Here is a 24,451-nt window from a genome sequence, read left to right as displayed (position 1 = left end):
CCGGCTCGGCTGCTGACCTTCAGTTGTTCCCCGCGCGCGGGTAAACTTCACCCCGTTACGACTGACCCACACTAAACCGCTCAAAGGGATGGGACCGCGTCATGGCCGAGAAAGGCGACAAACTGGAGAAGAGCAAAGAGGGCGGCGGGAGCATCAAGGACAACAAGGAACTGAAGACCGCCCTCGCGGCGATCGAAAAGGAGTTCGGTAAGGGGTCCATCATGTCGCTCGGCGACATGAACGGCCTCGACATCGATTGCATCTCGACCGGGGCGCTGAGCCTGGACCTCGCGCTCGGCGGCAAGGGCATCCCCCGCGGGCGCATCGTCGAGATCTACGGCGCCGAGGCCAGCGGCAAAACCACCATCGCCCTTCACACCATCGCGCAGGCCCAGAAGGCCGGCGGCGTGGCCGCCTTCATCGACGCCGAGCACGCCCTCGACCCGAGCTGGGCGAAGCGCCTGGGCGTGGACCTGGACAACCTCCTCGTCTCGCAACCGGGCTACGGCGAAGAGGCGCTGCGCATCGCAGAAATGCTCGTCAAGTCGAACGCCGTGGACCTGATCGTCGTGGACTCGGTCGCGGCCCTGGTGCCGAAGAACGAGATCCAGGACAGCGAGATCGGCGACACGAAGGTGGGGTTGCAGGCCCGGCTCATGAGCCAGGCGATGCGCATCCTGACGCCGCAGATCAACAAGAGCCGCACCTGTCTGATGTTCATCAACCAGATCCGCCAGAAGATCGGCGTGATGTACGGCGACCCGAACACCACCACCGGCGGGCTGGCGCTCAAGTTCTACGCCAGCGTCCGCATGGAAGTGAAGCGGGTCACGCACGTGAAGGACGGCGAGGACACAATCGGCGCCGAGACCCGCGTTCGGGTGGTCAAGAACAAAATCGCCCCGCCGTTCCGCAACGCCGAGTTCGAGTTGCTGCACGACCGCGGCATCGACTTCGAGGGCGACGTTATCAAGCTGGCGCTGGAGGACGAGGTCATCGAGAAGAGCGGGGCGCACTTCTCGTACAAGGAGCAGCGGCTCGGCCAGGGCCTCAAGAACGCGGTCGAGTTCCTGCGCGAGAACCACGCGGTGCGGGACGAGATCGTGGCGGCGGTGAAGGAAAAGCGGACCCCGAAGGTGGTGGACGCGGCGGCCCTCGAAGCGACCGCCGCGCAGGAAGAAGCCGAAGCCGCCGCGGCCCTCGCGGCGCTGGGCGAAGAGGTCGAGATCGCGCCCAAGAAGAAGCGCGGCAAGGCCGCCGCGGAGTAGTGCGCCGCGCTCGGGCGAACCCCGCCCGCCGGGGCGGGGGTGGGTGCCTCGCGGGTGCCCGCTCGGTTGCTGGCGCTCACAGCAACCAATGATCCCCTTGCGCTCCGACACCCCCGCCCCGGTGGGCGGGGTTCGCCTTTTTTGTAGGTAGCGCGGTGTGATAGCCTTTGCGCCCCCGGCACGGAGGCGTTTGCATTGTCTGAATCGAGTTCGGCCAAGCGGTCCCTTCTGCTCGGCGCGGCCACCAACTGGGCCGCGTTCGTCGCGACGCTCGCGGTCAGCATCTTTCTCGCACCGTACTTGGTGAAGTCGCTCGGCGTCGCCCGCTACGGCGTGTGGTGCGTCGTGGAGAGCGTCCTCGCGTACTTCACCCTTTTTGACATGGGCATCGCGGCGTGCCTGGTCCGGTTCGTCGCGAAGTACCACGCCACCGAGTCGCGCCACGAACTCAACAAACTCGTGTCGGCGTGTTTGGCGCTGTTCGTACTCGCCGGCGCGGGGGTGCTGCTCGTCGGCGGGGCGATCGTGCCGTTCGTCGCGCCGGGGCTGGAGCGCAAACTCGGCGAGTCCGGCGATGTGGTGCCGTTCGCGCTGCTGGTGCTTGCGAACCTGGCCGTCACGCTTCCGCTCAGCGCGTTCCCGACGATCCTCGACGGGCTCCAGCGGTTCGGGACCAAGAGCCTCGTCCGGCTCGTGTGCCTGGCGCTGCGCGTGGGCGGAATCGTGTGGGTGATGGAAACGCGCCCCGGGCTCCTGCCGCTGGCCGTCGTGTTGACCGTCACGAACGTACTCGAACACGCGCTGATGGCGCTGTGCTGCTTCCGGTTTCTGCCCGGCCTGCGGGTTTCAACCCGGCTGATCGACCGGGCCACCCTGAAGGACGTGCGCGGCTACAGCCTCGACGCCTTCTTGGCGATGGTGGCGGGGCGAGTCACCGTGCAGACGGGTGCGATCGTGGCCGGCGGGTTCCTCACGTTCGAGGCGGCCGCGTACTACGCCATCGCGCTGCGACTGGTGGACATGGCGAAGAACCTCCTCCGCTCCGCGACGACCACGCTCACGCCGGCCGTCAGCCAGCGCGAGGCGTCAGGTGACATGACGGGCGTGCGCCGGGTGCTGCTCGACGGCACCCGCGCGGTGCTGTACCTCGTCCTGCCGATTCACCTGGGGCTGCTGTTCTTCGGAGCGCCGTTTCTGGTGCGGTGGATGGGTGGGGAGCAGTACGCCGAGTGGTGTTTCCCCGCGACGGCCGTGCTCTCCGCGACGCTCACCATCGGCGTGGCGCAGTCGGTCGCGTCGCGCATCCTGTACGGGATGGGGAAGCTCAAGCTCTTCGCGCGGCTAGCGCTGGTGGAGGCCGGCGTGAACTTGGCGCTCAGCCTCGCCCTGGTGAAACCGTTCGGGATCGTGGGCGTCGCTGTCGCGGTCGCGGTTCCGAACGTCCTGTTCTGCCTGTTTGTAATCGGATACGCGTGCCGCACGCTCGATGTGTGTGTGTGGCGCTACTTGCGCGAGAGTTGGGTGAAGCCGCTCGTCGCCGTGAGCGTGCCGGCGCTCGTGTGGTGGGGCGTGATTCCGGTCGAAGCGAAGTGGCTGAGCATCGCGGTCGGTGTCGCGATCGGGCTCGCACCGTTCGCCGCAGTGGTGGCTGCGATCGAACTGCCCCCGCGCCGCCATGCCCTGTGGGCGCGGGTCAGTCGTCCCCGTCCGACGCCGGAATCAGGTCCGCGAGTTGCTGAGGCGTAACCCCGCGAACCAAGATCACCTTGTTCCGGTTCGTTTGCCCGCTCAGCAGCGCCAACTGCGATCGTTGTAGTTTGAAGTGGTCGCAGAGCAGTGCAAGAACGGCGTCGTTGGCCCGGCCGTCTTCCGGTGGCGCCGTGACCGAAACCCGCAGCGCGCTGGCCCGCTCGCCCAGAACAGCGTTCTTCTTGGCTTTCGGCTGCACGCGCACCGCGAGCGTGCAGCCTTCGGCGTGAGCCGTCACAGCGGCTGCCATCAGTGAAGTACCTCGACCATTGCACGCGGTGTCGGAAAGGAGTACGCGTCGTTCTCGCTAAGATAGCCGTCTGAATCGCTCACGACGTGAGGCGCCCGCAAAATGCAACGACCGGAGCCGACCGAATACGCGCCGTTTTATGGGACGTACATCACCCTGGTTCCCGAGGGCGATGTGCTCGCGGCGATGGAATCGCAGCTCACCGAGACGCTCGCGTTCTGGCGCACCATCCCCGAATCGCAAGGGGACGTGTGCCACGCGCCGTACACCTGGACCGTGAAACAGGTGATCGGGCACCTGATCGACGGCGAACGCATCTTCGGCTACCGGGCGCTGCGGTTCGCCCGCGGCGATTCCACCCCGCTGCCGGGGTTCGAGGAGAACGACTACGCAAAGACGGGCCATTATGAGCGGCTCACCGTCGCGGCCTTGGTGAGCGAGTTCGAGGCGGTGCGGCGGTCGAGCCTCTGGCTGTTCCGCAACCTGCCCGCGGAGGCGTGGACGCGGAGCGGCAAGGCGAACGATTCGCCGGTCACGGTCCGGGCGTTGGCGTACATCGTCGTCGGCCACGTCCGGCACCACGGCGGCATCCTCCGCAAGCGACTCGGCGCGGCGTGAGTTCGGTCGGAATTCTGTTAACGGCTCCGAGCCGATCGGTATCTTGTCCCCGGACTTCTCACACTCGGGGATTCTCACATGCGATTCCTGTTGCTCGGGTGCGCGCTCGCGTTCGTTGGCTCTGCCGTGCGCGGGGACGACGAGGCCGCCAAGAAGGAACTGAAGGCGCTGGAGGGCACGTGGACGGTCGTTGCCGCCGAACACGACGGCGCCCCGCTGGACCGCGTCGTCGGCGGAGAGATGGTCATCAAGGAGAACAACTTCCACGTCAAAACGAAGAGCGGCACCGAGCTGAAGGGCGATCTGGTTCTCAACCCGACGAAGAAGCCGAAGCACATCGACTATGTTCACCAGGACGGCCCGCTCAAAGACAAGAAGTGGGAAGGCGTTTACGAACTGAAGGGCGCCACGCTCAAGATCTGCTACGCGGAGGCGGACAGCGAGAAGGAGCGGCCGACCGAGTTCAAGACACTGAAGAACTCGAAGCTGCTGTACCTCGAGTTGCAGCGCGAGAAGAAGTAGATGGCGGCCGGCGTGCTCGCGCTCGACCTCGAGCGCACTCTCATTGATGACGACGAGGGCTGGATACGACCGGACCAGCGGGACCGCTGGATACCGATCGCACCGTGGGACGGCGGTCCGGACGAGGAGCTGAATCGTGTGCGCAGTGTACTGGAGCAGCGGCTCGACCGGGCCGGCAAGTGAGCCACGTCAGATGAACAGATCGGCAACCGGGCACGCGAACCCCGGCAGCACGTTCTCGCCCGAGAGCGTTCCCGTTTCGTCCAACTCGACGCAGGTGCCGTCGGCGCGGCGCACCAGTACGGTGCGCGTCTCGGGGCTGATGACCCAGATCAGTTTCACGCCGACCGATTTGAACTCGGTGACCTTTACGGCCACTTCTTCGTAGGTGTCGTGCGTGGACACCGCTTCGACGACCAAGTCGGGCACCAGCGCGATATCGCCTTTCGGCCATTTGTCGTCCGGCAGGCGCCCCGCGACGATGACAGCGGCGTCCGGCTTACGGGCCAGCTTCGGCTGTTTAGGGAAGCACCGGAACCCGGTTTGTGAGCCGAACGCGATGCCGCTTTTGGTTCGCACGCAGAACTGGTCCAGCAATCCCCCGATCCGAAGGGCCACCTTGTCCGACTCAGCGCCCGTCTCCTTCCCCTTGAGACGACCGTCGATCAGTTCGTAGCGATCCCCGCCCGGCATTGCGAGCAGGTCGTCGGGTTCCAGCACCGCCGAGACCGCGTTGTGCGTCATGTGTCGCTCTCCGGTTCACGTTGGCGAATGCTATGGTCCGTCCTGATCTGTTGTAAAGCGTGACGGACGGCGCCCGGCATCAATTCGCTCCCGGCGCGCAAGGGCAGGGCGGCTCGCGGCCGCGCCGCGACCGACTTCGTATCGTTTTGAACACACGCTCTTTACGCGGAAGGGGTCGATATGAACAAGCTCGCCAGGCACGCCGGGCTCGTGCTGTTCACCATTTTTGGGGTGCCGCTCATCATCGTAACACCGTTCCTGCTGTTCGGGTTCATCGGCAAGCCGTGACCGCGGGCGCCCGCTCATTTAGACGAAAGGCAGTCATGACGCACCGTGATTTCGACGGGGCCTCCGTATCGGAAGTGGGGCTCGGGTGCTGGCAGATCGGCGGCGACCAGTGGGGCGACGTGGCCGAGGCCGACGCGATTGAGGTGCTGCGGGCGTCGGCCGACACGGGCGTCACGTTCCTCGACACCGCCGACGTGTACGGGGCCGGGCGCAGCGAGGAACTCATCGGCCGGTTCCTCACGGGGTACCCGCGCGACCGGTTCTTCGTCGCATCGAAGTTCGGCCGGTTCCCGCGCCCTGGGTGGCCCACCAACTTCGAGCCGAAGACGATCCGCGAGCACACCGAGAACTCGCTCAAGCGGCTCGGGGTCGAGCGCCTCGACCTCACGCAGCTCCACTGCCTGCCGATGGAGCAACTGAAACGCGCCGAGGTGTGGGACACCCTGCGCGGGCTCAAACAAGAGGGGAAGATCGCCCGGTTCGGGGCCAGTGTGGAGTCGGTCGCCGAGGCCGAGGAGTGCCTGAAGCAGCCGGACTGCGCGTCGCTGCAAATCATCTTCAACATCTTCCGGCAAACGCCGGAGACCAGCGGCTTGCTCGACCGGTGCCGGCGGCGGGGCGTGGCGATCATCGTGCGGCTCCCGCTCGCCTCCGGGCTCCTGGCCGGGAAGTACACGCCGCGAACCACCTTCGGGCCGAACGACCACCGCACCATCAACCGCAACGGCGAGAAGTTCAACGTCGGCGAGACGTTCGCCGGGCTCGGCTTCGAGACCGGGCTGGACATGGTGGAGAAGCTGAAGCCGCTCGTGCCCGCCGGTTACACGCTGCCGCAGCTCGCGCTGCGCTGGTGCCTGGACCACCCCGCGGTCACGACGATCATCCCGGGCGCCCGGAACCGCGCGCAGGCCGAAGCGAACGCCGCCGCCAGCGGCCTGCCGCCGATCGCGCCCGAAGCGCTGGCGCGGCTCCGCGAGTTCTTCGTTGCGACGGTGAAACCGGCGGTGCGCGGCCCGGACTGATCCGGGCAAATTTTTCTCGCACCCGTTTCTTGCCGCCGTACACTCAGGTTCCGTAGCATAACGCTACACTTGTGAAACTTTTCACAAAGTCGCGAGGGCGGCCCGTGTCGGTCGCCCCGGCGGAGGCGAGTGCGTGCCTGCGATCTTCCCGCGATCACTCGACGGTTACGTCCGCCAGGGCGCTATTGGTCTGGCGGTGGCTGCCGCGCTCGTCGCGACCGGGTGGTACTACTACGCGCTGCCGAGCTACACGCGGGTCGGCTACACCCCCGAGCAGCCGGTGCCGTTCTCGCACGAGCTGCACGCCGGCAAGCTCGGGATGGACTGCGCGTACTGCCACCAGTCCGTGTGGGACTCGCCGCACGCCAGCGTGCCCGCGGCACAGACGTGCATGAACTGCCACAACCCGAAGAAGGCGAACGTGAAGGGCGCCAGCCCGCTGCTGGCCCCGGTGCGCAACAGCTACGACACCGGCCGCCCGGTGGAGTGGAAGCGGGTCCACAAGCTGCCGGAGTACTCGTACTTCAACCACGCCGTTCACGTGAACAAGGGCGTGTCGTGTGTGTCGTGCCACGGGCAGGTGAACGAGATGCCGGTGGTGCGGCACGACAAGCCGCTCACGATGGGCTGGTGCCTCCAGTGCCACGCCGACCCGCACGCGCACCTGCGCGACGTGAAGGACGTGACGAACCTGAGCTGGAAGCCACCGCCCGGTAAGACGGTGAACGAGATCGGCGCCGCGATCCAGAAGGAACTTCAGGTCGCCCCGCCGATGCACTGTCAGGCGTGTCACCGGTAAGTGAGGCGAGCGGCGCGGCGTAGAGCCCGCCGGTGCGTCGGACCCAAACCGGCGGGCTCTACGCCGCGCCGCTCACGAGCACATGACCGAGCGAACCGACTACCCCCGCAGCTCCGAACGCCGGCCCGGCGCGCCGGCCCCGGAGTTCCCCGGCTTCGCGAACGTGTTCGAGTTCACGGGCGAGGCGGAGCCGCTCGACGATAACCCCGCGGAAGCGGGTCTCAACCGCCGCAAGTTCCTCGCGTTGTCCGCAGCCACCCTGAGCGCCGCAACGCTAGCCGGGTGCCGCCGGCCGGACATCCAGATCCTCCCGTTCTCGGCCGTTCCGGACGACCAGATCGGCCACGCCGTGCCCGGCAAGCCGACGTTCTACGCGACGAGCCTCCCGCGCCCCGCCGGCGCGCTGCCGGTCCTGATCGAGAGCCACGACGGGCGCCCTACCAAGGTCGAAGGGAACCCGCAGCACCCGTGCAGCCTGGGGAGCACCGACGCGCAGGCGCAGGCGACGGTGTACGACCTCTACAGCCCCGACCGGCTGATGTCGGAGAAGTGCCCCGGCGTCATGGAGGGCAAGGCGCCGCGCAAGTGGGAGGACTTCGACCGCTTCGCCCGCGCCACGACCGAGAGCCTTCTGGCGGAGAAGGGTAAGGGGTTCGCGATCCTGACGGAGCAGGTCCCTTCGCCTTCGCTCCGGGCCTTGCGCGAGGCACTCAAGGGGAAGCTCCCGCAAGCTGCGTGGTACAGCTATGAGGCCGCCGACACCGGCGAGGCGCTGAAGGGCGCGGAGATCGCGTTCGGGGCGAAGCTCGTCGCGCGGTACCGCTTCGACCGCGCGGACCTCGTCCTTGCGCTCGACGGCGACTTCCTCGGCAACGAGGGCGACCACGTTTACCAATCACGCGGGTTCGCGGCCAAGCGCCAAGACGAAGCGCACATGAACCGGCTGTACGTCGTGGAATCGACGTACACGGTTACGGGCACGATGGCCGATCACCGGCTGCGCCTCGCGGCGTCGCAGATTGGCGCGTACCTTCTTGCCCTCGCAAAGGAGTTGAAGACCGCACACGCAAAGGCGCTCAAGAAGCCGGACGCGTTGCCAGACAGCTTCCCGGCGACGCCCGAGTTTCCTGAGAAGTGGGTCACATCCGTCGCGAAGGACGTTGCCGGGCACGCGGGGCGCGGGCTCGTCGTGGTCGGCCCGCGCCAGCCGGCCTGGGTTCACGCCCTCGCGCACGCGGTGAACGAGGCCCTCGGCAACTACGCCGCGGGGCTCGCCGAGTTCCGCGCCGCGCCGCCCGAACACACCGACAAGACGCTCGCGGAACTCACGACCGCGATGGCCGCGGGGCAGTTGAACACGCTACTCGTTGTCGGCGGCAACCCGGCGTTCAGCGCCCCCGCCGACCTGAAGTTCGCGGAGGGGTTGGCAAAGGTCGCGAAGAAGCTCCGGCTGGGGCTCTACTACGACCACACCTCGGAGCTGTGCGACTGGCACCTGCCGCTTTCGCACCCGCTGGAGAGCTGGGGCGATGCCGAGGCGGGCGACGGCTCACTGTGCTGCGTGCAACCGCTGATCGCGCCACTGAACAGCGGTAAGAGTTCGGCCGACGACGCGGCCCCGCCGGCGCGGGGCGGGCGCACGGTGCTCGAAGTGCTGGCCCTGCTCGCGCAAGCCCCCGGCGCCGACGGGAAACCCGTTGGATCGTTATTCGCGGCCCAGAAGGCCGGTTACCACTACGTCCGCAAGGCGTTCGGCGACCGGAGCGGGATCGCGCCGACCGCGCCGAACTTCGACACCGAGTTCAACCGGTACAAGCAGGTCGGCTTCTTCCCGATCGACGCCGAAAAGGCAAAGGCGCTCGGGTTCGCGAAGGCCGACGAGAAGGCGCCCAAGCCCAAGAGCGTGACGGCGAACAAGGCGAACGTCGCCGGCGCGCTCGCCGCACTCCAGATCCCGGCGGCGCCGAGCAAGGACGCACTGGAAGTCACGTTCCACCCGTCCTACGCGCTGCACGACGGCCGCGGCGCGATGAACCCGTGGCTCCAGGAGCTGCCGGACCCGATCACGAAGCTGGTGTGGGACAACGCGGCGCTTGTAAGCCCCGCGACCGCGCGCGAGTTCGGCCTGTCCACCGGCGACGTGGTGCGGCTCGACCGCGACGGCCGCGCCCTGGAGGTGCCGGTGTTCGTGGCGCCGGGGCAGGCGGACCGCTCCGTCGCGCTGAGCTTCGGGCACTTCGGCGAGATGCGCATCGCACACGTGCCCGACGGCGGCGGCACGAACGTGTTCCCGTTCCGCACGTCCGACGCGCTCCACACCGTCACCGGGGTGAAGCTCAAAAAGACCGGGCGCACGGCGGACCTCGTCGTCACGCAGGAGCACGGCGTCATCCCCGAGGGCCGCGACATCGTCCGCGAGACGATCGCGCACGCCGATCATGGCGTCACTGGCAACGCGCACAAGCACGAACACCAGCACCCCGGCGGGCACGGGCCGAAGCTCGGCCTCGCGCCGGACGGGCACCTGACCAAAGAGGCGCTCAAGAAGCAGTTCCAGGGGGGCTACGGGAACAAGCAGCAACCGCCGGCGCCCGCCAAGGAGAAGCAGGAGCGGTTCCCGCTCGACCTCGCCCGCCCGGAGCTGCTGGACAGCCAGTTCCAGTGGGGCATGGTGTTCGACCTGTCGGCCTGCACCGGCTGCTCGGCGTGCGTGATCGCGTGCCAGGCGGAGAACAACATCCCGGTCGTGGGCAAGCACGAGGTGAAGCGCAACCGTGAGATGCACTGGATCCGCATCGACCGGTACTTCTCGGCGCAGGACGGCGAGACCGCCGACGCCGACCCGCGGGTGGTCTCGCAGCCGCTCGCGTGCGTCCACTGCGAGGCCGCGCCGTGCGAGCAGGTGTGCCCGGTGAACGCCGCGGTCCACAGCCCCGAGGGCCTGAACCTCCAGGTCTACAACCGGTGCATCGGCACCCGGTACTGCTCGAACGCGTGCCCGTACAAGGTCCGGCGGTTCAACTGGTTCGACTTCAACAAGCGGCGGCTGGACGAACTTCGCGTCCCGACCCCGCTGGCGAGCGGCGGCGCCAGCTTCACCGACAGCGGCGTGCCCGAGACGCTGAAGATGCAGAAGAACCCCGACGTGACCGTGCGGATGCGCGGGGTGATGGAAAAATGCACTTACTGCCAGCAGCGGATCGAGCGCGGCAAGTACGGGGCGAAGATCGCCGCCGCCGAGGTGGCGCAGGGCCGGCGCACGATTGAGCTCGGCGAGACGCTGAAGCCGGGCGCAGCGGCGTCGGGCTACCGCCGGCCGAAGTACCCGGCGGCGGCGGGCTACGACCTCGACGCGCAGGGCCGCGTGATCGTGCCCGACGGCGTCATCGTGACCGCGTGCGAGGCCGCGTGCCCCACGCGGGCGATCACCTTCGGCAACATGCTCGACCCGCACAGCCGGGTGAGCAAGCTGAAGGCGAAGGACGCGGACTACCTGCTGCTCGGCGAGCTGAACACGAAGCCGCGCACGAGCTACCTGCCGCGGGTGCGGAACCCGAACCCGGACATGGTGTGACGTACGCAAAGCTCAGGGCGTGGTGCGAGTGCCGGGCGGTCGTGATCGCCTGCGCCGCTTGGGCCGGGGTGCCCACCTGCTGTCTGGGCACCTTCGGCGATACGCTCGCCAAGGACCCGGCCGGCCCGCTGTTCTGGATTGTTAACGCGGGTGCCGGGGGTGCGATCGGCGCGGCGGGAGGGCTCCTCGCGTGTGCTCTCGTGCGTCCGAAACGGGCGCGCCAGGTGTCGGCGGGGTTAACCGCCGTGCCGGCGGCGGTGAACGAGCGGCGAAGGGTTCGCGCGCTTCGCCGCCTGATCGGAATCCCGCTCGCGCTGCTGGGGGCGGTGATTTGGTTGTTCTGGATCTCTGAAGCCGTTCGCGGCCCGATGCGGTGAACGGCCGCTGTCGGGCAACGGGTCGGAGCGCTGAAATCGGTTCCGGGTGAACAGAACCCATTTGGTCCGCGAGATGACTACCGCTACACACGAGACGCACGACACGCCGCACGGGCCGACGTTCCCGGACCCGCTGCCGCGCATCCCGCTCGTGTGGGGGCCGGCGGACTACGACTCCGTCTCCCGGCAGGTGAGCGAGATCACCGAGAAGCCGCAGCCGTACTGGTGGTGGCCGACGCTGCTCCTCACGTCCGCGCTCACGTGCGGCGGGGTGCTCGCGGCCACCTACCTCATCTCGACGGGCGTCGGGGTGTGGGGCAGCAACGTCCCGGTCGCGTGGGCGTTCGACATCACCAACTTCGTGTTCTGGATCGGCATCGGCCACGCCGGCACGCTCATCAGCGCGATCCTGTTCCTGTTCCGGCAGAAGTGGCGCACGTCGATCAACCGGTTCAGCGAGGCGATGACGATCTTCGCCGTGATGTGCGCGTTCATCTACCCGGGCATCCACGTCGGCCGGTTCTGGTACGTGTGGTTCTCGATCCCGCTGCCCAACGCGAACCACATCTGGCAGAACTTCCGCTCGCCGCTGCTGTGGGACTTCTTCGCGATCTCGACGTACTTCACGATCTCGCTGATCTTCTGGTACATCGGGCTGATCCCGGACCTCGGCACGCTCCGCGACCGCGCGAAGAGCCGCGCCCGGCAGATGGTGTTCGGGGTGCTCGCGCTGGGGTGGCGCGGCAGCACCCGGCACTGGCGGCACTACGAGGTCGCGTACCTGATGCTCGCCGGCCTCAGCACCCCGCTGGTGCTAAGCGTCCACTCGGTCGTGAGCTTCGACTTCGCGACCTCGCTGATCCCGGGGTGGCACACCACCATCTTCCCGCCGTACTTCGTCGCGGGGGCGATCTTCGGCGGGTTCGCGATGGTGCTCCAGGTGATGATCCCGGCCCGCGCGGTGTACAAGCTGGAGAACATGGTGACGGTCAAGCACATCGACGTGATGTGCAAGTTCATCATGGCGACCGGCACCATCGTGGGGTACGCGTACTGCATGGAGCTGTTCATCGCGTGGTTCTCGGGCAGCCCCTACGAGTGGCAGACGTTCAAGAACCGCGCGTTCGACGGCGACTACACCTGGGCCTACTGGGTGATGATGACCTGCAACCTGTTCATCCCGCAGGTGTTCTGGGTGCGGTGGTGCCGGCAGACGCCGTGGTTCGTGCTGCTCGTGGTCACGTTCGTGAACGTGGGCATGTGGTACGAGCGGTTCGTCATCATCGTACAGTCGCTGCACCACGACTTCCTGCCCGGCTCGTGGGGGCAGTTCCACCCGACGTGGGTGGACTGGCTCCAGATGATCGGCGACTTCGGGCTGTTCTTCACGCTGGTGCTGCTGTTCCTGCGGGCGCTGCCGATGGTGGCGATGGCGGAGGTGAAGGGCGTGCTGCCGATGGCGAACCCGCACGGGGCCGTGCCGGCCGCGGGGGCGTACCTCAAGGGAACGGACGGCACGTACCCCACCGCGGACCACGCGATGGCCGCGGCGTTCGGCCCGCCGTCGCAGCCCGTCACCGAGGTGAAGCCGCACCCCGAGCCGGTGCCCGCGTTCGTCCCGACGCCGGGCGGCACGGGCGCCCCGTGGGGCGCGGTCGCGGAGTTCGCTAACGGCACGCAGTTGCTCGCCGCGGCCAAGGCGGCGCTCGCCGCGGGGTACACCCATTTGGATGCGTGGACCCCGTTCTACGTCCACGGGATGAAGGAAGCGATCGGCCGCACGCGGAGCCGGCTGCCGGTGTTCACGCTCGCCGGGGCGCTCACCGGCCTCACCGCGGCGGTGGTGCTCCAGTTCTACCTGATGGCGTACTACTACCCGACCGTCGTGGGCGGGAAGGAGTACCGCTCGTGGGAAGCGTTCGTGCCGGTGTTCTTCGAGATGACGATCCTGTTCGCCGGGTTCTTCACGCTGTTCAGCCTGATCGGGCTGTGCGGGCTGCCGAAGTTCTTCCACCCGCTCGACAGCCACCCGACGTTCGGCCGCAGCACGCAGGGCGGGTTCTTCCTGACGGTCGAGGCGAAGGACGCGAAGTTCGCCCCCGACCAGACGCGGGCCTTCCTGGAGTCGCTCGGCGGGAAGCACGTGGCGGTGGTGGAGGCGTAACAGCAACCCGCCCGCGCCGCCTCTGGGGAGAGGGGCTGGGTTCTTCGAGGCCGATGAAGCATGTACGGCGTTGACCCGAACCTGTTCATGAACGGCGTGCTGGCGGCGGTCCTCGCCACCGGCGCGCTGGTTCTCGTCGCGACGGTGCTGGCCGCGTGGCTCGGCTGCCGCGGGCGGGTGATGTCGTACCTCTACATGTTCACCGCCCTGTTCGTGACGTTCGGGGCCGTCGTGGGCGTCCTCGGGTTCCGCGGGCGCGGCAGCGACGCGCGGCCGTGGCACCTGTTCCTGGACATGAAGTACCAGGCGAAGTACACGAGCCAGGGGCAGAGCCGGTACTTCGCCGACGGGCGCAGCAGCCGCCTGCCGGTGGAGGGCACGGTCCCGTTCGACGGCACCGACTACGCCGCCGACGCCGGCCGGCACGCCGCGCCGAACCCGGACTTCCTGAAGGCCGACCCGCGCTACTACACCGGGGTCGCCAACGCCGCGGCCAAAGGCCCGGACGGCGCGCCGGCGAAGCCCGCCTGGGTCACCACGGAAACGGCGGTGGCGCTGCGATTCAAGCCGCACGGCCACTGGTTCGGCGTGCGCGTCGTGCCGCCAACGATCCCGCCCGAGAAGAGCGTTGAGCCGCGGCTCCGGGGCCGCTGGGTCGGCGCCCGGGTGTGGCCGGTGAAGCAGTCGGCCGCGGTGACGGTGCGGTCCACAAAGCTGAACGAGACGTACTGGGTCAACAACCTGCCGCCGACGGCCGTCGAGCGGGCCGGCGGGTGGGAGGCGCTGCTCAAGCGCGGGCAGACGCAGTTCGACCGCCACTGCGCGGTGTGCCACGGGGCCAGCGGGCGCGGCGGCGGCGGCGAACTCGCATACGGAATCGTCGGCGCGTACGGCCTGAGCGTGCCCCCTGCGAACGTGGTCGCGCCCGAGATCCAGACCCAGCCGGACGGTCAGTTGTTCGGCACCGTGACTAACGGGAAGGGCGCGATGCCCGGTTACGGGCACAAGGTCCGGGACGTGTTGGACCGGTGGGCGATCGTGGCGTACGTGCGCGAGCTGCAGTTCGCCTACGGCACCCCGGCGGTGAAGTGAGGTCGGCGGCGCCGCACACAGAGAAGGTCGATGAGTAGCGCGAGCATCAACAACGAAACGCACGGCGAGCCGGCCCCGCTCACGTACCCCGCGGGGCTACCGGACCGCGTCGCGCCGGTCGGCGACGCGTTCGCGAGCGGGGTGCGCGTCCTCATCGCGGTCGTGCTGGCGTCCGGCACCGTACTCGCGGCCGGGTGGGTCGCCAACCGGCCGCAGTTCTACCACTCGTACCTGTTCGGGTACGTGTTCGCCCTGGACATCGCACTGGGCGCGCTGTTCTGGACGATGATCCACCACGTCGCGGACGCCGGCTGGTCGGTCGGGCTGCGCCGGGTGTTCGAGAACATCAGCCGGGCGATCCTGCCGCTGACGGTGCTGTTCCTGCCGGTCCTCGTTGGGACATTTACCGGCGAATTGCACGCGTGGTATAATTTCGTCCACGGCCAGGAGCCGCCGGAGGGGCACCTGAAGCACCTCTGGCACGTGAAGCACACGTACTTCGCCACGCCGTTCTTCCTGGCGCGGCTCGCGCTCTACTTCGCCGTGTGGGTCGGGTACTCGGTGGCGATGCGCCACTGGTCCACAAAGCAGGACGCGGTCGGCGGCGTGGCCCTCACGCGGACGATGCAGTGGTGGGCGCCGTCCGGGGTGGCGCTGCTGGGGCTGACGAGCAGCTTCTTCGCGTTCGACGTGCTGATGAGCCTCCAGTACTCGTGGTTCAGCACGATCTACGGTGTGTACTTCTGGGCCGGCGGCATCCGCGGCTCGCTCGCGACCGGCGTGCTGCTCGTGCTGGCGCTCCGCGCGGCCGGCTTCCTGCGGAACACGATCACCGTCGAGCACCTGCACGACGTCGCGAAGATCATGTTCGGGTTCACCGTGTTCTGGACGTACATCGCGTTCTCGCAGTACTTCCTGATCTGGTACGGGAACGTGCCCGAGGAGACGCAGTTCTACCTGTTGCGGCGCAACGGGGGCTGGTACACGCTGTCGATGCTGCTGCCGGTCCTGTACTTCGTGGTGCCGTTCTTCATGCTGCTGCCGCGTGCGCACAAGCGCTCGCCGGTGTGGCTCGCGGTCGCCAGCGCGTGGATCCTGGTCATGCACGCCTACGACCTCTACTGGCAGGTGATGCCGGTGCTGCACCAGGACACCGTCCACTTCCACTGGCTGGACGTGGCCGCCCCGGTGTGCATGTTCGGCGTGCTGCTGCTGTCCGCGGTGTGGGGCTTCATGCGGGTGCCGCTGATCCCCATCCGCGACGCCCGGCTGAGCGAGACGATCGGGTACGAGAACGAAACGCCGTGAGCAGCCGGCGCGGCCCCGACACACGAGACCATACGATGTCCGACACGACCCTACCCGCCGCCGATCGGTCGCCGCGCTTCCCGTTCGTGACGGTGGGGGCGGCGCTGGGCGTGCTGTTCACGTTCCTGTTCCTCATGTGGCTCGTGACCACCCGCGAAAAGGAGGCGGACGCCCAGCGCGCCGCCGACACGAAGGCCGAGCCGAAGCCCGACGCCGCGACCAAGCTCGACGAGGTGAAGGCCCGCAACGAGGCCGCCCTCAACGGGGTCGGCGCGAAGATGTCGCGTGACGAGGCACGCGGCAAACTGCTCGCGCGGCTGAAGGGGCCGGGCGACACGATGCCGTTCCCCGTGCCCGAGCCGGCGCAGCCGGCGGCGCCGAAGAAGGACGAGCCCAAGAAGGACGCGAAGGAGAAACAGTGAGCGCGTTCTACTCCGCACTGTTCGCCGCCGGCGGCGCGGCCACCGAGGGCGCGTCGGCCCGGGGCATGAGCCCGACCGATGTCGCGCTGTTCGCCACCGTGATCGGCTCCATGCTGCTGTTCGGCGGGGCCGCCGTGCTGGCGCTGAGCTGGGCGTTCCGGGCGGGGCAGTTCGACAACTTCCAGCAGGGCTCGCGGTCGATCTTCGGGCCGGACGAGCCGATCGGCGAGGGCACGGACGCGTTCCCGGGCGCCCGCCCGGCCGAAGCCGACCGCGAGCCGGAACCGTTTTCCGTGACCGGGCCGCCGGCCCGGCGGTGAGTGACGGGGGCGCTGGGGCGCACAGGGCTCCCGCCCTGTGCTACCCCCGGCGACCCCTCCGGGGTGCCAGACCAAGGCACAAGAGCAAAGTCAAAAGGCAAAGAGGATGCAGCGCTTTTGCCTTTTAACTTCTTTTCCGCCCCGGAGGGGCCGGCGGGCGTAGCACAGGGCGGGAGCCCTGTGCCCAGAGGCGCCGCGAGTGGGCGCACAGGGCGAGAGCGGCGTGAATGGGCGCACAGGGCTCCAGCCCTGCACAGGGCGGTAGCCCAGCGCCGGCGATCCGGGCGAGAACGCGATTTTTGGGAGACCGATGCGACATGGCCGCGACCGCTGAGCTATCCCAGTACGACCGGGCGAAGTCGGCCGCGGAGCGCGCCGCGATCGACGCGTCGTGCCGCGGCCCGGTGCTGTTCTTCGCGTCCGCCGCGGTCCTGTGGCTGCTGGTCGGGTCGCTGCTGGCCCTGGTGGCCTCGGTCAAGCTGCACAGCCCGTACTTCCTCACCGGCACCGCCGAGCTGACGTTCGGCCGCGCCCGGATGGCGCACCTCCAGGCGGTCGCGCTCGGCTGGGCCACCCTCGCGTCGATGGCCGCCTGCCTGTGGCAGATGTGCCGGCTGTCCCGCGCCGAGCTGCCGTACCCGAAGCTCCTGTACCTGGCCGGCGCGCTCTGGAACGTGGGCGTGTGCATCGCCGTGTTCGGCGTGCTGCTCGGGGCCGGCCAGTCGGTCGAGTGGCTGGACGCGCCGCCGGCCGCGGCCCCGTTCTTCGTGACCGGCCTGGGGATCGTGTCGGCGTGGGTGGTGGCGGTGTTCCGCCGCCGCCGCGAGGCGCACGTGTACGTGACCCAGTGGTACATCTTCGGGGCGGTGTTCTGGTTCCCGTGGCTGTACCTCGTGGCCCAGTTCGTGATCTTCTGGATGCCGGTGACCGGGGTGGTGCAGCCGATCGTGAACTGGTGGTTCGGGCACAACGTGCTCGGGCTCTGGTTCACCCCGATCGCCGTGGGCACCGCGTACTACCTGATCCCCAAGATCATCGGCCGCCCGGTCCACAGCTACTACCTGAGCATCATCGGGTTCTGGTCGCTGGCCCTGTTCTACGCGTGGGCCGGGATGCACCACCTGATCGGCGGGCCGATCCCGGCGTGGCTGGCCACCGCCAGCACCGTGGGCAGCATGATGATGATCATCCCGGTGCTGGCGGTGGCGATCAACCACCACATGACCATGCTGGGCCACTTCCACCGGCTCCGGTACAGCCCGGCCCTGCGGTTCACGGTGTTCGGCGCGATCTCGTACACGCTGGTGAGCTTCCAGGGCTCGCTGATGTCGCTCAAGTGGTACAGCGAGACGGCTCACTTCACGCACTACATCGTCGCGCACGCCCACTTCGGGGCGTACGCGTTCGTGACGATGATCCTGTTCGGGCTGTTCTACTACATGGTCCCGCGGCTCACCGGGCGGGAGTGGGTCAGCAGCCGGCTCATCCGGGTCCACTTCTGGTGCACGTCGATCGGGATCACCGCTTACGTGGTCGGGCTGTCGGTCGGCGGGTGGTGGCAGGGGGTGATGATGAACAACCCGGACGTGCCGTTCGCGCGCATCGTGCTGTACACCCAGCCGCACCTGCTGGGCCGGTCGCTGGCCGGCGCGCTGCTGACCGTGGGGCACCTGGCGTTCGCGGTGTCGTTCGCGGCGAACGTGGGCGGCTGGGGGCAGCGGCGCTCCAGCGGCCCCACGCTGTTCGCGCAGCCGGCGGGGCAGAAGGCATAAGACAGAGTGGCCACAAAAACGCACAAAGGGCACAAAAGAGAACCGGGGCAGAAGAAGCGAGGTTGGGACCAGTTCAAACTCTTTGATTTGGTTTTCTTTTGTGCCCTTTGTGCATTTTTGTGGCCGCTCCTGTTCTCGTTGAATGAGGGAACGATGGACCGCGGGATGGTGATCTTCCTGGGCGCGCTGCTCACGTTCTCGTCGAGCTGGCTCGGCCTGATCGTGTTCCCGTACTGGCAGTTGGGGAACGAGAAGCCGTACCAGAAGGGCGAGGGCGAGGACCCGTACCCGCGGCCCCTGTCGGGCGCCGAGCTGGCCGGCATGAAGGTGTACCAGCACAACGGGTGCATGTACTGCCACACGCAGCAGGTGCGCAGCGCGCGGTTCGGCGGCTGGACCGACGCCGACGGCGTCGAGCGGACCGGGGCCGACATCAAGCGCAGCTACGGGCTGCGGCGCACCGTCTCGCGCGACTACATCTACGACAACCCGACCATGCTCGGGACCATGCGCACCGGCCCGGACCTCGCGAACATCGGGGTGCGGAACCCGTCCGACGCGTGGCACCACACGCACCTGCTGAACCCGCGGTCGGCGAACGTGTGGAGCGTCATGCCGTCGTTCCCGTTCTTCTACACCCGCGAGAAGGTCACCGGGGCGCGCAGCGACCGAGCCCTGGCGCTGGGCCGCGAGTGGACCGTCGACCCCGGGTACCGGTGGCGGCCCAGCGACGGCGAGTGGGACGGGATCGTGGCGAAGCGCGGGCCGGAGCTGGTGGCGCAGTACACGGCCGGCCGAGCGGAGTCCATCGACATCTCCACCGCGGACGGGAAGAAGCGGCTCCTGGAGTTCTGGCTCACGACCCCGGAAGAGGACTACCAGGTGGTCCCGAACGCCGACGGCGACGCGCTGGTCGCGTATTTGCTCGCACTGCGGAAGGCCGAAGTTCCGCTGCCGGAGGCGAAGGAATGAGCGACACCAACCCGACCAACGCCCCGATCCGCACCGACGCCCCCGTGGTCCCCACCGGCGGCGACTCGGTCCAGGACCTGCACCGCGCCCACATGGCGCAGATGAACGACCCGGTGATGCTCACCGCCGACGGCGTGGACGACACCGCGGTGGACGAGCCCGGGGCCGGCGGCGCGGACTCGGTGCAGTCGATGCACGACGTGCTGATGCGCGAGCAGGCCGAGCCCCGCGACGGGTTCGAGCCGGTGCCGTTCTGGGTGGCGGTGGTGTGCGGCGCGCTGCTCATGTGGGGCGGGTTCTACGTCGGCTCCAACTCCGCCGACTTCCGCGCCGACGTGTACGACGAGCCGAACCCGGTCGCCACCCCGGTGGCCGGGCCGGTCACCGACCCGGACCCGCAAACGGTCGAGGAACTGAAGGCGATCGGCGGGCGCAAGTACAACGCCATCTGCGCCGCGTGCCACCTGCCGGAAGGGCTGGGCAAGCCCGCGGAGAACATCCCGCCGCTCGACGGGTCGAACTGGGTCACGGGCGACCAGTCGTCGCCGGCGCGGCTGTCGCGCATCGTGCTGTACGGGCTGAAGGGGAACATCGAGGTGAAGTCACCGCAGGTGCCGCGCACCGCGTGGGGCGCCGCCGCCATGCCGCCGCACGCGGACCAGCTCAAGGACTACGAGATCGCGGGCGTGCTGACCTACGTGCGCAACAGTTGGTCGAACAAAGCCGATCCGGACGACAAGAAGCCGGCGATCACCGCCGCCACCGTGCGCGCCGCCCGGGCGAAGGACGGCAAGCGCGACTCGGTGACCGCAGCCGAGCTGCAAGAGAAGTTCCCGAAGGACTACGCCGACCCGCCGGCGCCGAAGAAGTGACCCGGCTGTCGGTTGGTCCGGGTGTACAGCCGGCGGGCGCGCACCAGGCGAGAGCGGCGTGAATGGGCGCACAGGGCTCCCGCCCGGTGCGCCCCCGCCGGCCCTGTGCGGCCGATGCAAAAAGCGAACATGACCACCTGCGCGAACTGTCACGGGCCGATCACCGGGGCCGGGTACGCCGGCCGCGCCGACGGCGACCGCCCCGCGCCACTCTACTGCTGTTTCGGCTGCCTCGCGGTCGCCGAGCGCGCGTGCGGGGCGGGCGCGTGCGGGGCCGGCGCTGAACCGGAGTTCGCGCAACTCGGGTGGCGCCTCGGGGTCGGGGTGCTGGTCGTCGGCCAGTCGATGATCTTCGGCCTCGCGCTGAACGTCCACGACGACGTGCCCCCGGCGGCCCGCGACCTCGCCCAGTGGGGCATTCTCGCGGGCACGGCCCTGGTCGCGGCGCTCCTGGGCGGGCCGCTGGTCCGCGCCGCCGCGCGCGAGCTGCGCCGCGGTCGGCTCACCATCGAGGCCCTCTTTCTCCTCACGGCCACCGGGGCGCTGGCCGCGTCCCTTCAAGCGCACCTCACCGGGCGCGGCAAAATCTACTTCGAGGTCGTGTCGGTTCTGCTGGTCGTTTACACGCTCGGGAAGGTGATCGGGGCGCGGTCCCGCGCCGCCGCGCTGGCCGGCTCGCGGGCCTGGGGCGACCGGCTCAGCCTGTGCCGCCTGCTGGGCGCGGACGGGGCCGCGCGGACGGTGGCGGTCGCGGACGTGCGGCCCGGCGACGTGGTGGAGGTTCACCCCGGCGAACTGGTCCCCGTGGACGGGCTCGTTCGCGACGGCACCGGCTTCGTGTCCGAGTCCGCCGTGAGCGGCGAGCCGTTCGCGGTGGTGCGCCGGCCCGGCGACCGCGTCCTCGCCGGCTCGGCCAGCTTCGACGCCGCCTTTCGTGTGACCGCGACGGCCAGCGGCCGCGAGCGCGAGATCGACCGGCTCCTGAAAGTGGTCGAAGAGGCGCGCGACAAGCCGCTGTCGCTCCAGAGCCGCGCCGACCGGCTCGGGCGGTGGCTCTTCCCCCTGGTCGTGTTCACCGCGCTCGGGACGTTCGCGTACTGGTCCCTGGGCGCCGGGGCCGGGTGGGAGGTCGGGCTGTTCAACGCCATGTCGGTGCTGCTGGTCGCGTGCCCGTGCGTGATCGGGCTGGCGACGCCGGTGGTGGTCTGGTCCGCGCTGAACCGGCTCGCGGAGCGCGGGGTGATCGTGAACAGCGGGGACGCGCTCGAGCGCCTCGCGGCCGTCGATCGCGTGATGTTCGACAAGACCGGCACCCTGACCGACGACGCGTTCGCTCTGGTCGATGTCCGGACGGTCGCGGTCGGGGCGGAGCGCGCGAAACTGCTCGGGTGGCTGTCGCTGGTGCAGGCTCAGAGTTCGCACCCGGTGGCGAAGCCGTTCGCCGAACTCCCCCGGCCGTTCGCACCGGGCGCCGAGCCGCGGGTAGAATCGCTGCACGCGGTCCCGGGGTGCGGTGTGGTCGCGCAACTGGTCGAAACCGACGGGACGCGGCACGAGGTGAAGGCCGGCGTCGCGGAATGGGCCGCGGCGGGTGCGGGCGCGCCGGAACCAGACGGGAGCAAGACGGTTCACATTTCCGTCGACGGGGCGTGGGCCGGCGTGGCGGTTCTGACGGAACGGCTCCGCGATTCGACCCCTCGGGCGCTGGCACACTTCGCGAAGCTTGGGGTGCCGGTTCAAGTGCTCACCGGCGACGTTCCGGGCCGGGCCGAGGCGCTCGGGCTGCCGGACGCGCGAGGGGGAATGCTGCCGGACGAGAAGCGGGCCGCGGTCGCGCGCGCACGGGCCGAAGGCGCGAAGCCGCTGTTCGTCGGCGACGGGATCAACGACGCATCTGCGCTCGCGTCCGCCCACGTCGGGGTGGCCCTCGCGAGCGGCACCGACCTCGCGGTCAGCGCGGCCCCGGTCACGCTGTACGGGGGCGACCTGTCGGCGCTGCCGTGGGCGGTGGAACTGAGCCGCAGCGCGGTGCGGGCCGTGCGCGCGAACCTGGCCCGCGCGGTGGCGTACAACCTCGTGGGCATGACGCTCGCCGCGTGCGGGGCGCTGCACCCGGTGGTCGCGGCCGTGCTGATGGTGGTGTCGAGCCTGACGCTGATCTTCTCGTCCACGCGCGTCGGGTGCGGGCACGAAGAACCTACCCCCCCGGCCCCCCTCCCTGAAGGGAAGGGGGAGAAAGACCCACCCCCCAGCCCCCTCCCTGAAGGGAAGGGGGAGAAAGAATCTTTGCCGAGCGACAACGTTTCCGCGCGTCCTTTGTTTTCCTCCCCTCTCCCTTCAGGGAGGGGGCTGGGGGGTGGGTCTTTCTCCCCCTTCCCTTCAGGGAGGGGGGCCGGGGGGGTAGGTCTGGCCCACGCGCTCGCGTTCGCGCTCCAGGGCGCCGCGTTCCTGCTCCTCCTCGCCGCGCTTCGCACCCCGGTCGCGGGGGCGCTCACCCTTGTCGGGTTCGCGACGGTGGGCGCGGGGCTCGCACTGGCTTGGCACCGGTGCACCGTCCCGCACTGGCTCGACATGTGTTTCGGAATGGTCACCTTCGGCAACCTCGGGATGGTGCTCGGGTGGTGGGCCGACAACGGGTGCGCCGCGCTGCCCGATCACGCCTGCTGCGGCTGCGTCGAGGCCATGCGCGAGGGCGTCATGAGGCCGTGGATGTGGGTCGGGATGCTGACGCTCGCCAACGTCGCGATGAAATGGTTCGGGAAGGGGCCGGCGCCGGGGGGCGAGCACGCGGTCGCGATGTACACCGGCGGTAACGTCGGGATGGCGCTGGGGATGATCGGCGGCGGGTGGCTCGCGGCCCAGACCACGCTGGCGAACATGGTCGCGGGCGTGGCGCTCAGCTTCGCGGGCATGACGGCCGGGATGCTCGCCGGGATGCTCGCCGGGACGTGGCTCGTCGAGCGGCTGCTCGTCGGCCTTCGGGCCGTCGGGTTCTGGCCGACCGGGTGGCGGATCGGGGCTACACGTACTTCTTGACGAAGTAGAACGCCGACAGCCCGAACCCGATCGCGATGACCGCGTACCGCACGTAGCTCGCCGGCAGCCGCCGCGCTACCCGGGCGCCCATGTAGCCCCCGGCCGTGGCCGCCGCCGCCATGACCAGCACGAAGTTCCAGTCCACCAGCCCGTCGCGGACGAAGACCACCACGCTCGCCGCGTTGATGAGCGCCGCGAGGCACGTCTTCACCGCGTTCATGCGGTGGATGTCGCCCACCCCCATGAACCCCAAGGCGCTGAGCATCAGGATGCCGATCCCGGCGCCGAAGTACCCCCCGTAAGTTGCAACCAGGAACTGGAACCCGATCACCAGCGCCTGCGTGATCCGGCCCGGCTCGTGGTGCTCGGGCTGCGCCCCGTCCCGTGCGGCCCGGCTCTTCACCCACTTCGAGAGCGGGGCCTGCGCCACGAACAACAGCGCGGCCGTCAGGATCAGCCACGGTACGAGGGTGGCGAAGGCGTCCTGGTTCTCGCCGACGAGCCACGCGCCGAGGAACCCGCCCGCGAGGCTCGGCGCGCACATCCGCAGCACGAACCGCCGGCACTCCCACAGCTCTTTGCGGTAGCCCAGCGCTCCGGCGCACGAGCCGGGCAGGAGTGCCACGGTGCTGGTGCCGTTCGCCATCGCCGCGCTGAGAACGCCTGTCAGCGCGGGGAACGTGAGCAGCGTCCCGCCGCCGGCCACGGCGTTCATGATTCCGGCCAGGAACGCCGAACCGCACAGGAACACGTAGGTCCAGAAGTCGATTGGCATGCCCGAAGCCCAGAGAGACGCGCGCCGGAGAGAACGCCCAGGGCGCTCGGACTATTCTCGGTACTATCGCCGGGGGCAACAGGGGTGCGGCACATCGAACCGGAAGACGCCGCATCCGGTGCCGCCCGAAACGACCGGCGGGGCGGGCGGTGCCATCAGGTTAATAGGTAGCCGCACCGGCGCGTTACGCCATTACGCGACGGACGGATGCTGAGAGTCGTTTCAAGCTGGCGGCAGCGGGGACGAGATCAATCGCTTGATCGGAACGTGCCGAGGTGCCACCCGCTTGGTGACGCGGACCGGGCGCACAACCAACGAACTTGAAACTACTGGGTTCGGTGCGAGATGCCGCCCTCTTACTCGGGCGGCTGCAACGCGTCGGGAAAAGTCCCAGTGTCCCGCCGGCGCGCGGCTGTAACGGGGGTTACAGCCGCGCACGAAGTAGGAGCGATGGGGGGCGTGGTGGCAATCCGCTGGTGCTCGGACTACCGGTTGGCTACTCATCCG

At 69.0% G+C, this 24,451-nt stretch carries 21 protein-coding genes and 1 pseudogene; 19 read left to right on the top strand and 3 right to left on the bottom strand.

Annotation, left to right across the window (positions count from 1 at the left end):
* Nucleotides 1-101 precede the first annotated feature (101 nt).
* Both recA and GobsT_RS02985 read left to right on the top strand, forming a co-directional pair.
* The gene (recA, locus tag GobsT_RS02990) at nucleotides 102-1,268 is read left to right on the top strand and encodes a recombinase RecA (RefSeq protein WP_010046386.1); all 1,167 of its coding nucleotides are present in this window, start codon (nucleotides 102-104) and stop codon (nucleotides 1,266-1,268) included.
* Between the two features lie 195 nt (nucleotides 1,269-1,463).
* Nucleotides 1,464-3,014, top strand: coding sequence for a lipopolysaccharide biosynthesis protein (locus GobsT_RS02985; RefSeq protein ID WP_010046388.1), 1,551 nt, complete (start codon nucleotides 1,464-1,466; stop codon nucleotides 3,012-3,014).
* Here the strand turns inward: GobsT_RS02985 and GobsT_RS02980 are convergent.
* Nucleotides 2,962-3,267 carry a DUF167 domain-containing protein gene (locus GobsT_RS02980; protein WP_010046391.1) on the bottom strand — a complete coding sequence of 102 codons (306 nt, stop codon included), beginning with the start codon at nucleotides 3,265-3,267 and terminating at the stop codon, nucleotides 2,962-2,964. The two genes, GobsT_RS02985 and GobsT_RS02980, sit on opposite strands and share 53 nt — an antisense overlap.
* Before the next feature lie 102 nt (nucleotides 3,268-3,369).
* On the opposite strand from GobsT_RS02980, the gene GobsT_RS02975 reads away from it, so the two are divergent.
* The 3 genes from GobsT_RS02975 (at nucleotide 3,370) to GobsT_RS02965 (ending at nucleotide 4,590) form a co-directional block, all read left to right on the top strand.
* Nucleotides 3,370-3,885 (top strand): DinB family protein, encoded by a 516-nt coding sequence (locus GobsT_RS02975; RefSeq protein WP_010046393.1) that lies wholly within the window; start codon nucleotides 3,370-3,372, stop codon nucleotides 3,883-3,885.
* Between the two features lie 78 nt (nucleotides 3,886-3,963).
* Nucleotides 3,964-4,407, top strand: coding sequence for a TIGR03067 domain-containing protein (locus GobsT_RS02970; protein ID WP_010046394.1), 444 nt, complete (start codon nucleotides 3,964-3,966; stop codon nucleotides 4,405-4,407).
* Complete coding sequence (locus GobsT_RS02965; RefSeq protein ID WP_010046395.1) at nucleotides 4,408-4,590, top strand: hypothetical protein; 183 nt, start codon at nucleotides 4,408-4,410, stop codon at nucleotides 4,588-4,590.
* 6 nt (nucleotides 4,591-4,596) lie between these two features.
* On the opposite strand, the gene GobsT_RS02960 is transcribed toward GobsT_RS02965, so the two are convergent.
* Nucleotides 4,597-5,151 carry a Uma2 family endonuclease gene (locus GobsT_RS02960; protein WP_010046397.1) on the bottom strand — a complete coding sequence of 185 codons (555 nt, stop codon included), beginning with the start codon at nucleotides 5,149-5,151 and terminating at the stop codon, nucleotides 4,597-4,599.
* A gap of 323 nt (nucleotides 5,152-5,474) precedes the next feature.
* On the opposite strand from GobsT_RS02960, the gene GobsT_RS02955 reads away from it, so the two are divergent.
* From GobsT_RS02955 to GobsT_RS02895, 14 genes and pseudogenes are all read left to right on the top strand, one after another.
* The gene (locus GobsT_RS02955; protein ID WP_010046405.1) at nucleotides 5,475-6,461 is read left to right on the top strand and encodes an aldo/keto reductase; all 987 of its coding nucleotides are present in this window, start codon (nucleotides 5,475-5,477) and stop codon (nucleotides 6,459-6,461) included.
* 133 nt (nucleotides 6,462-6,594) lie between these two features.
* Complete coding sequence (locus GobsT_RS02950; protein WP_010046406.1) at nucleotides 6,595-7,260, top strand: cytochrome c3 family protein; 666 nt, start codon at nucleotides 6,595-6,597, stop codon at nucleotides 7,258-7,260.
* 82 nt (nucleotides 7,261-7,342) lie between these two features.
* Nucleotides 7,343-10,834, top strand: coding sequence for a 4Fe-4S dicluster domain-containing protein (locus tag GobsT_RS02945; RefSeq protein WP_197905093.1), 3,492 nt, complete (start codon nucleotides 7,343-7,345; stop codon nucleotides 10,832-10,834).
* Between the two features lie 41 nt (nucleotides 10,835-10,875).
* Nucleotides 10,876-11,211 (top strand): hypothetical protein, encoded by a 336-nt coding sequence (locus tag GobsT_RS02940; protein ID WP_148087590.1) that lies wholly within the window; start codon nucleotides 10,876-10,878, stop codon nucleotides 11,209-11,211.
* 73 nt (nucleotides 11,212-11,284) lie between these two features.
* Nucleotides 11,285-12,682 (top strand): annotated as a pseudogene (gene nrfD, locus GobsT_RS02935) (NrfD/PsrC family molybdoenzyme membrane anchor subunit); the annotation flags it as partial.
* Nucleotides 12,668-13,375: a DUF3341 domain-containing protein gene (locus GobsT_RS40920; protein WP_417936403.1), complete on the top strand. Its 708-nt coding sequence runs from the start codon at nucleotides 12,668-12,670 to the stop codon at nucleotides 13,373-13,375. The pseudogene nrfD and the gene GobsT_RS40920, both read left to right, overlap by 15 nt.
* 60 nt (nucleotides 13,376-13,435) lie before the next feature.
* The gene (locus tag GobsT_RS02930) at nucleotides 13,436-14,467 is read left to right on the top strand and encodes a c-type cytochrome (RefSeq protein WP_010048627.1); all 1,032 of its coding nucleotides are present in this window, start codon (nucleotides 13,436-13,438) and stop codon (nucleotides 14,465-14,467) included.
* 30 nt (nucleotides 14,468-14,497) lie between these two features.
* Complete coding sequence (locus GobsT_RS02925) at nucleotides 14,498-15,775, top strand: hypothetical protein (RefSeq protein ID WP_010048630.1); 1,278 nt, start codon at nucleotides 14,498-14,500, stop codon at nucleotides 15,773-15,775.
* A gap of 35 nt (nucleotides 15,776-15,810) precedes the next feature.
* Nucleotides 15,811-16,197: a hypothetical protein gene (locus GobsT_RS02920; protein WP_010048633.1), complete on the top strand. Its 387-nt coding sequence runs from the start codon at nucleotides 15,811-15,813 to the stop codon at nucleotides 16,195-16,197.
* Nucleotides 16,194-16,517: a cbb3-type cytochrome oxidase assembly protein CcoS gene (ccoS, locus tag GobsT_RS02915; RefSeq protein ID WP_010048636.1), complete on the top strand. Its 324-nt coding sequence runs from the start codon at nucleotides 16,194-16,196 to the stop codon at nucleotides 16,515-16,517. The genes GobsT_RS02920 and ccoS overlap by 4 nt, the downstream gene beginning before the upstream one ends.
* Nucleotides 16,518-16,834: 317 nt before the next feature.
* Entirely contained in the window at nucleotides 16,835-18,289 is a 1,455-nt protein-coding gene (locus GobsT_RS02910; RefSeq protein WP_010050087.1) for a cbb3-type cytochrome c oxidase subunit I, read from the top strand.
* A 153-nt stretch (nucleotides 18,290-18,442) separates the two neighbouring features.
* The gene (locus GobsT_RS02905; RefSeq protein WP_010050088.1) at nucleotides 18,443-19,261 is read left to right on the top strand and encodes a cbb3-type cytochrome c oxidase subunit II; all 819 of its coding nucleotides are present in this window, start codon (nucleotides 18,443-18,445) and stop codon (nucleotides 19,259-19,261) included.
* Nucleotides 19,258-20,133 (top strand): c-type cytochrome, encoded by an 876-nt coding sequence (locus GobsT_RS02900; RefSeq protein ID WP_010050089.1) that lies wholly within the window; start codon nucleotides 19,258-19,260, stop codon nucleotides 20,131-20,133. The genes GobsT_RS02905 and GobsT_RS02900 overlap by 4 nt, the downstream gene beginning before the upstream one ends.
* A 129-nt stretch (nucleotides 20,134-20,262) precedes the next feature.
* Entirely contained in the window at nucleotides 20,263-23,169 is a 2,907-nt protein-coding gene (locus GobsT_RS02895; RefSeq protein ID WP_162542187.1) for a heavy metal translocating P-type ATPase, read from the top strand.
* Here GobsT_RS02895 and GobsT_RS02890 read toward each other — a convergent pair.
* Nucleotides 23,153-23,944, bottom strand: coding sequence for a sulfite exporter TauE/SafE family protein (locus GobsT_RS02890; RefSeq protein ID WP_010052821.1), 792 nt, complete (start codon nucleotides 23,942-23,944; stop codon nucleotides 23,153-23,155). The two genes, GobsT_RS02895 and GobsT_RS02890, sit on opposite strands and share 17 nt — an antisense overlap.
* Between the last annotated feature and the right edge of the window lie 507 nt (nucleotides 23,945-24,451).

This window comes from Gemmata obscuriglobus (assembly GCF_008065095.1).
Taxonomy (GTDB): Bacteria; Planctomycetota; Planctomycetia; order Gemmatales; family Gemmataceae; genus Gemmata; species Gemmata obscuriglobus.
The sequence above is the reverse complement of the archived record's forward strand: the minus strand, read 5'-3'. Positions and strand labels throughout refer to the sequence as shown.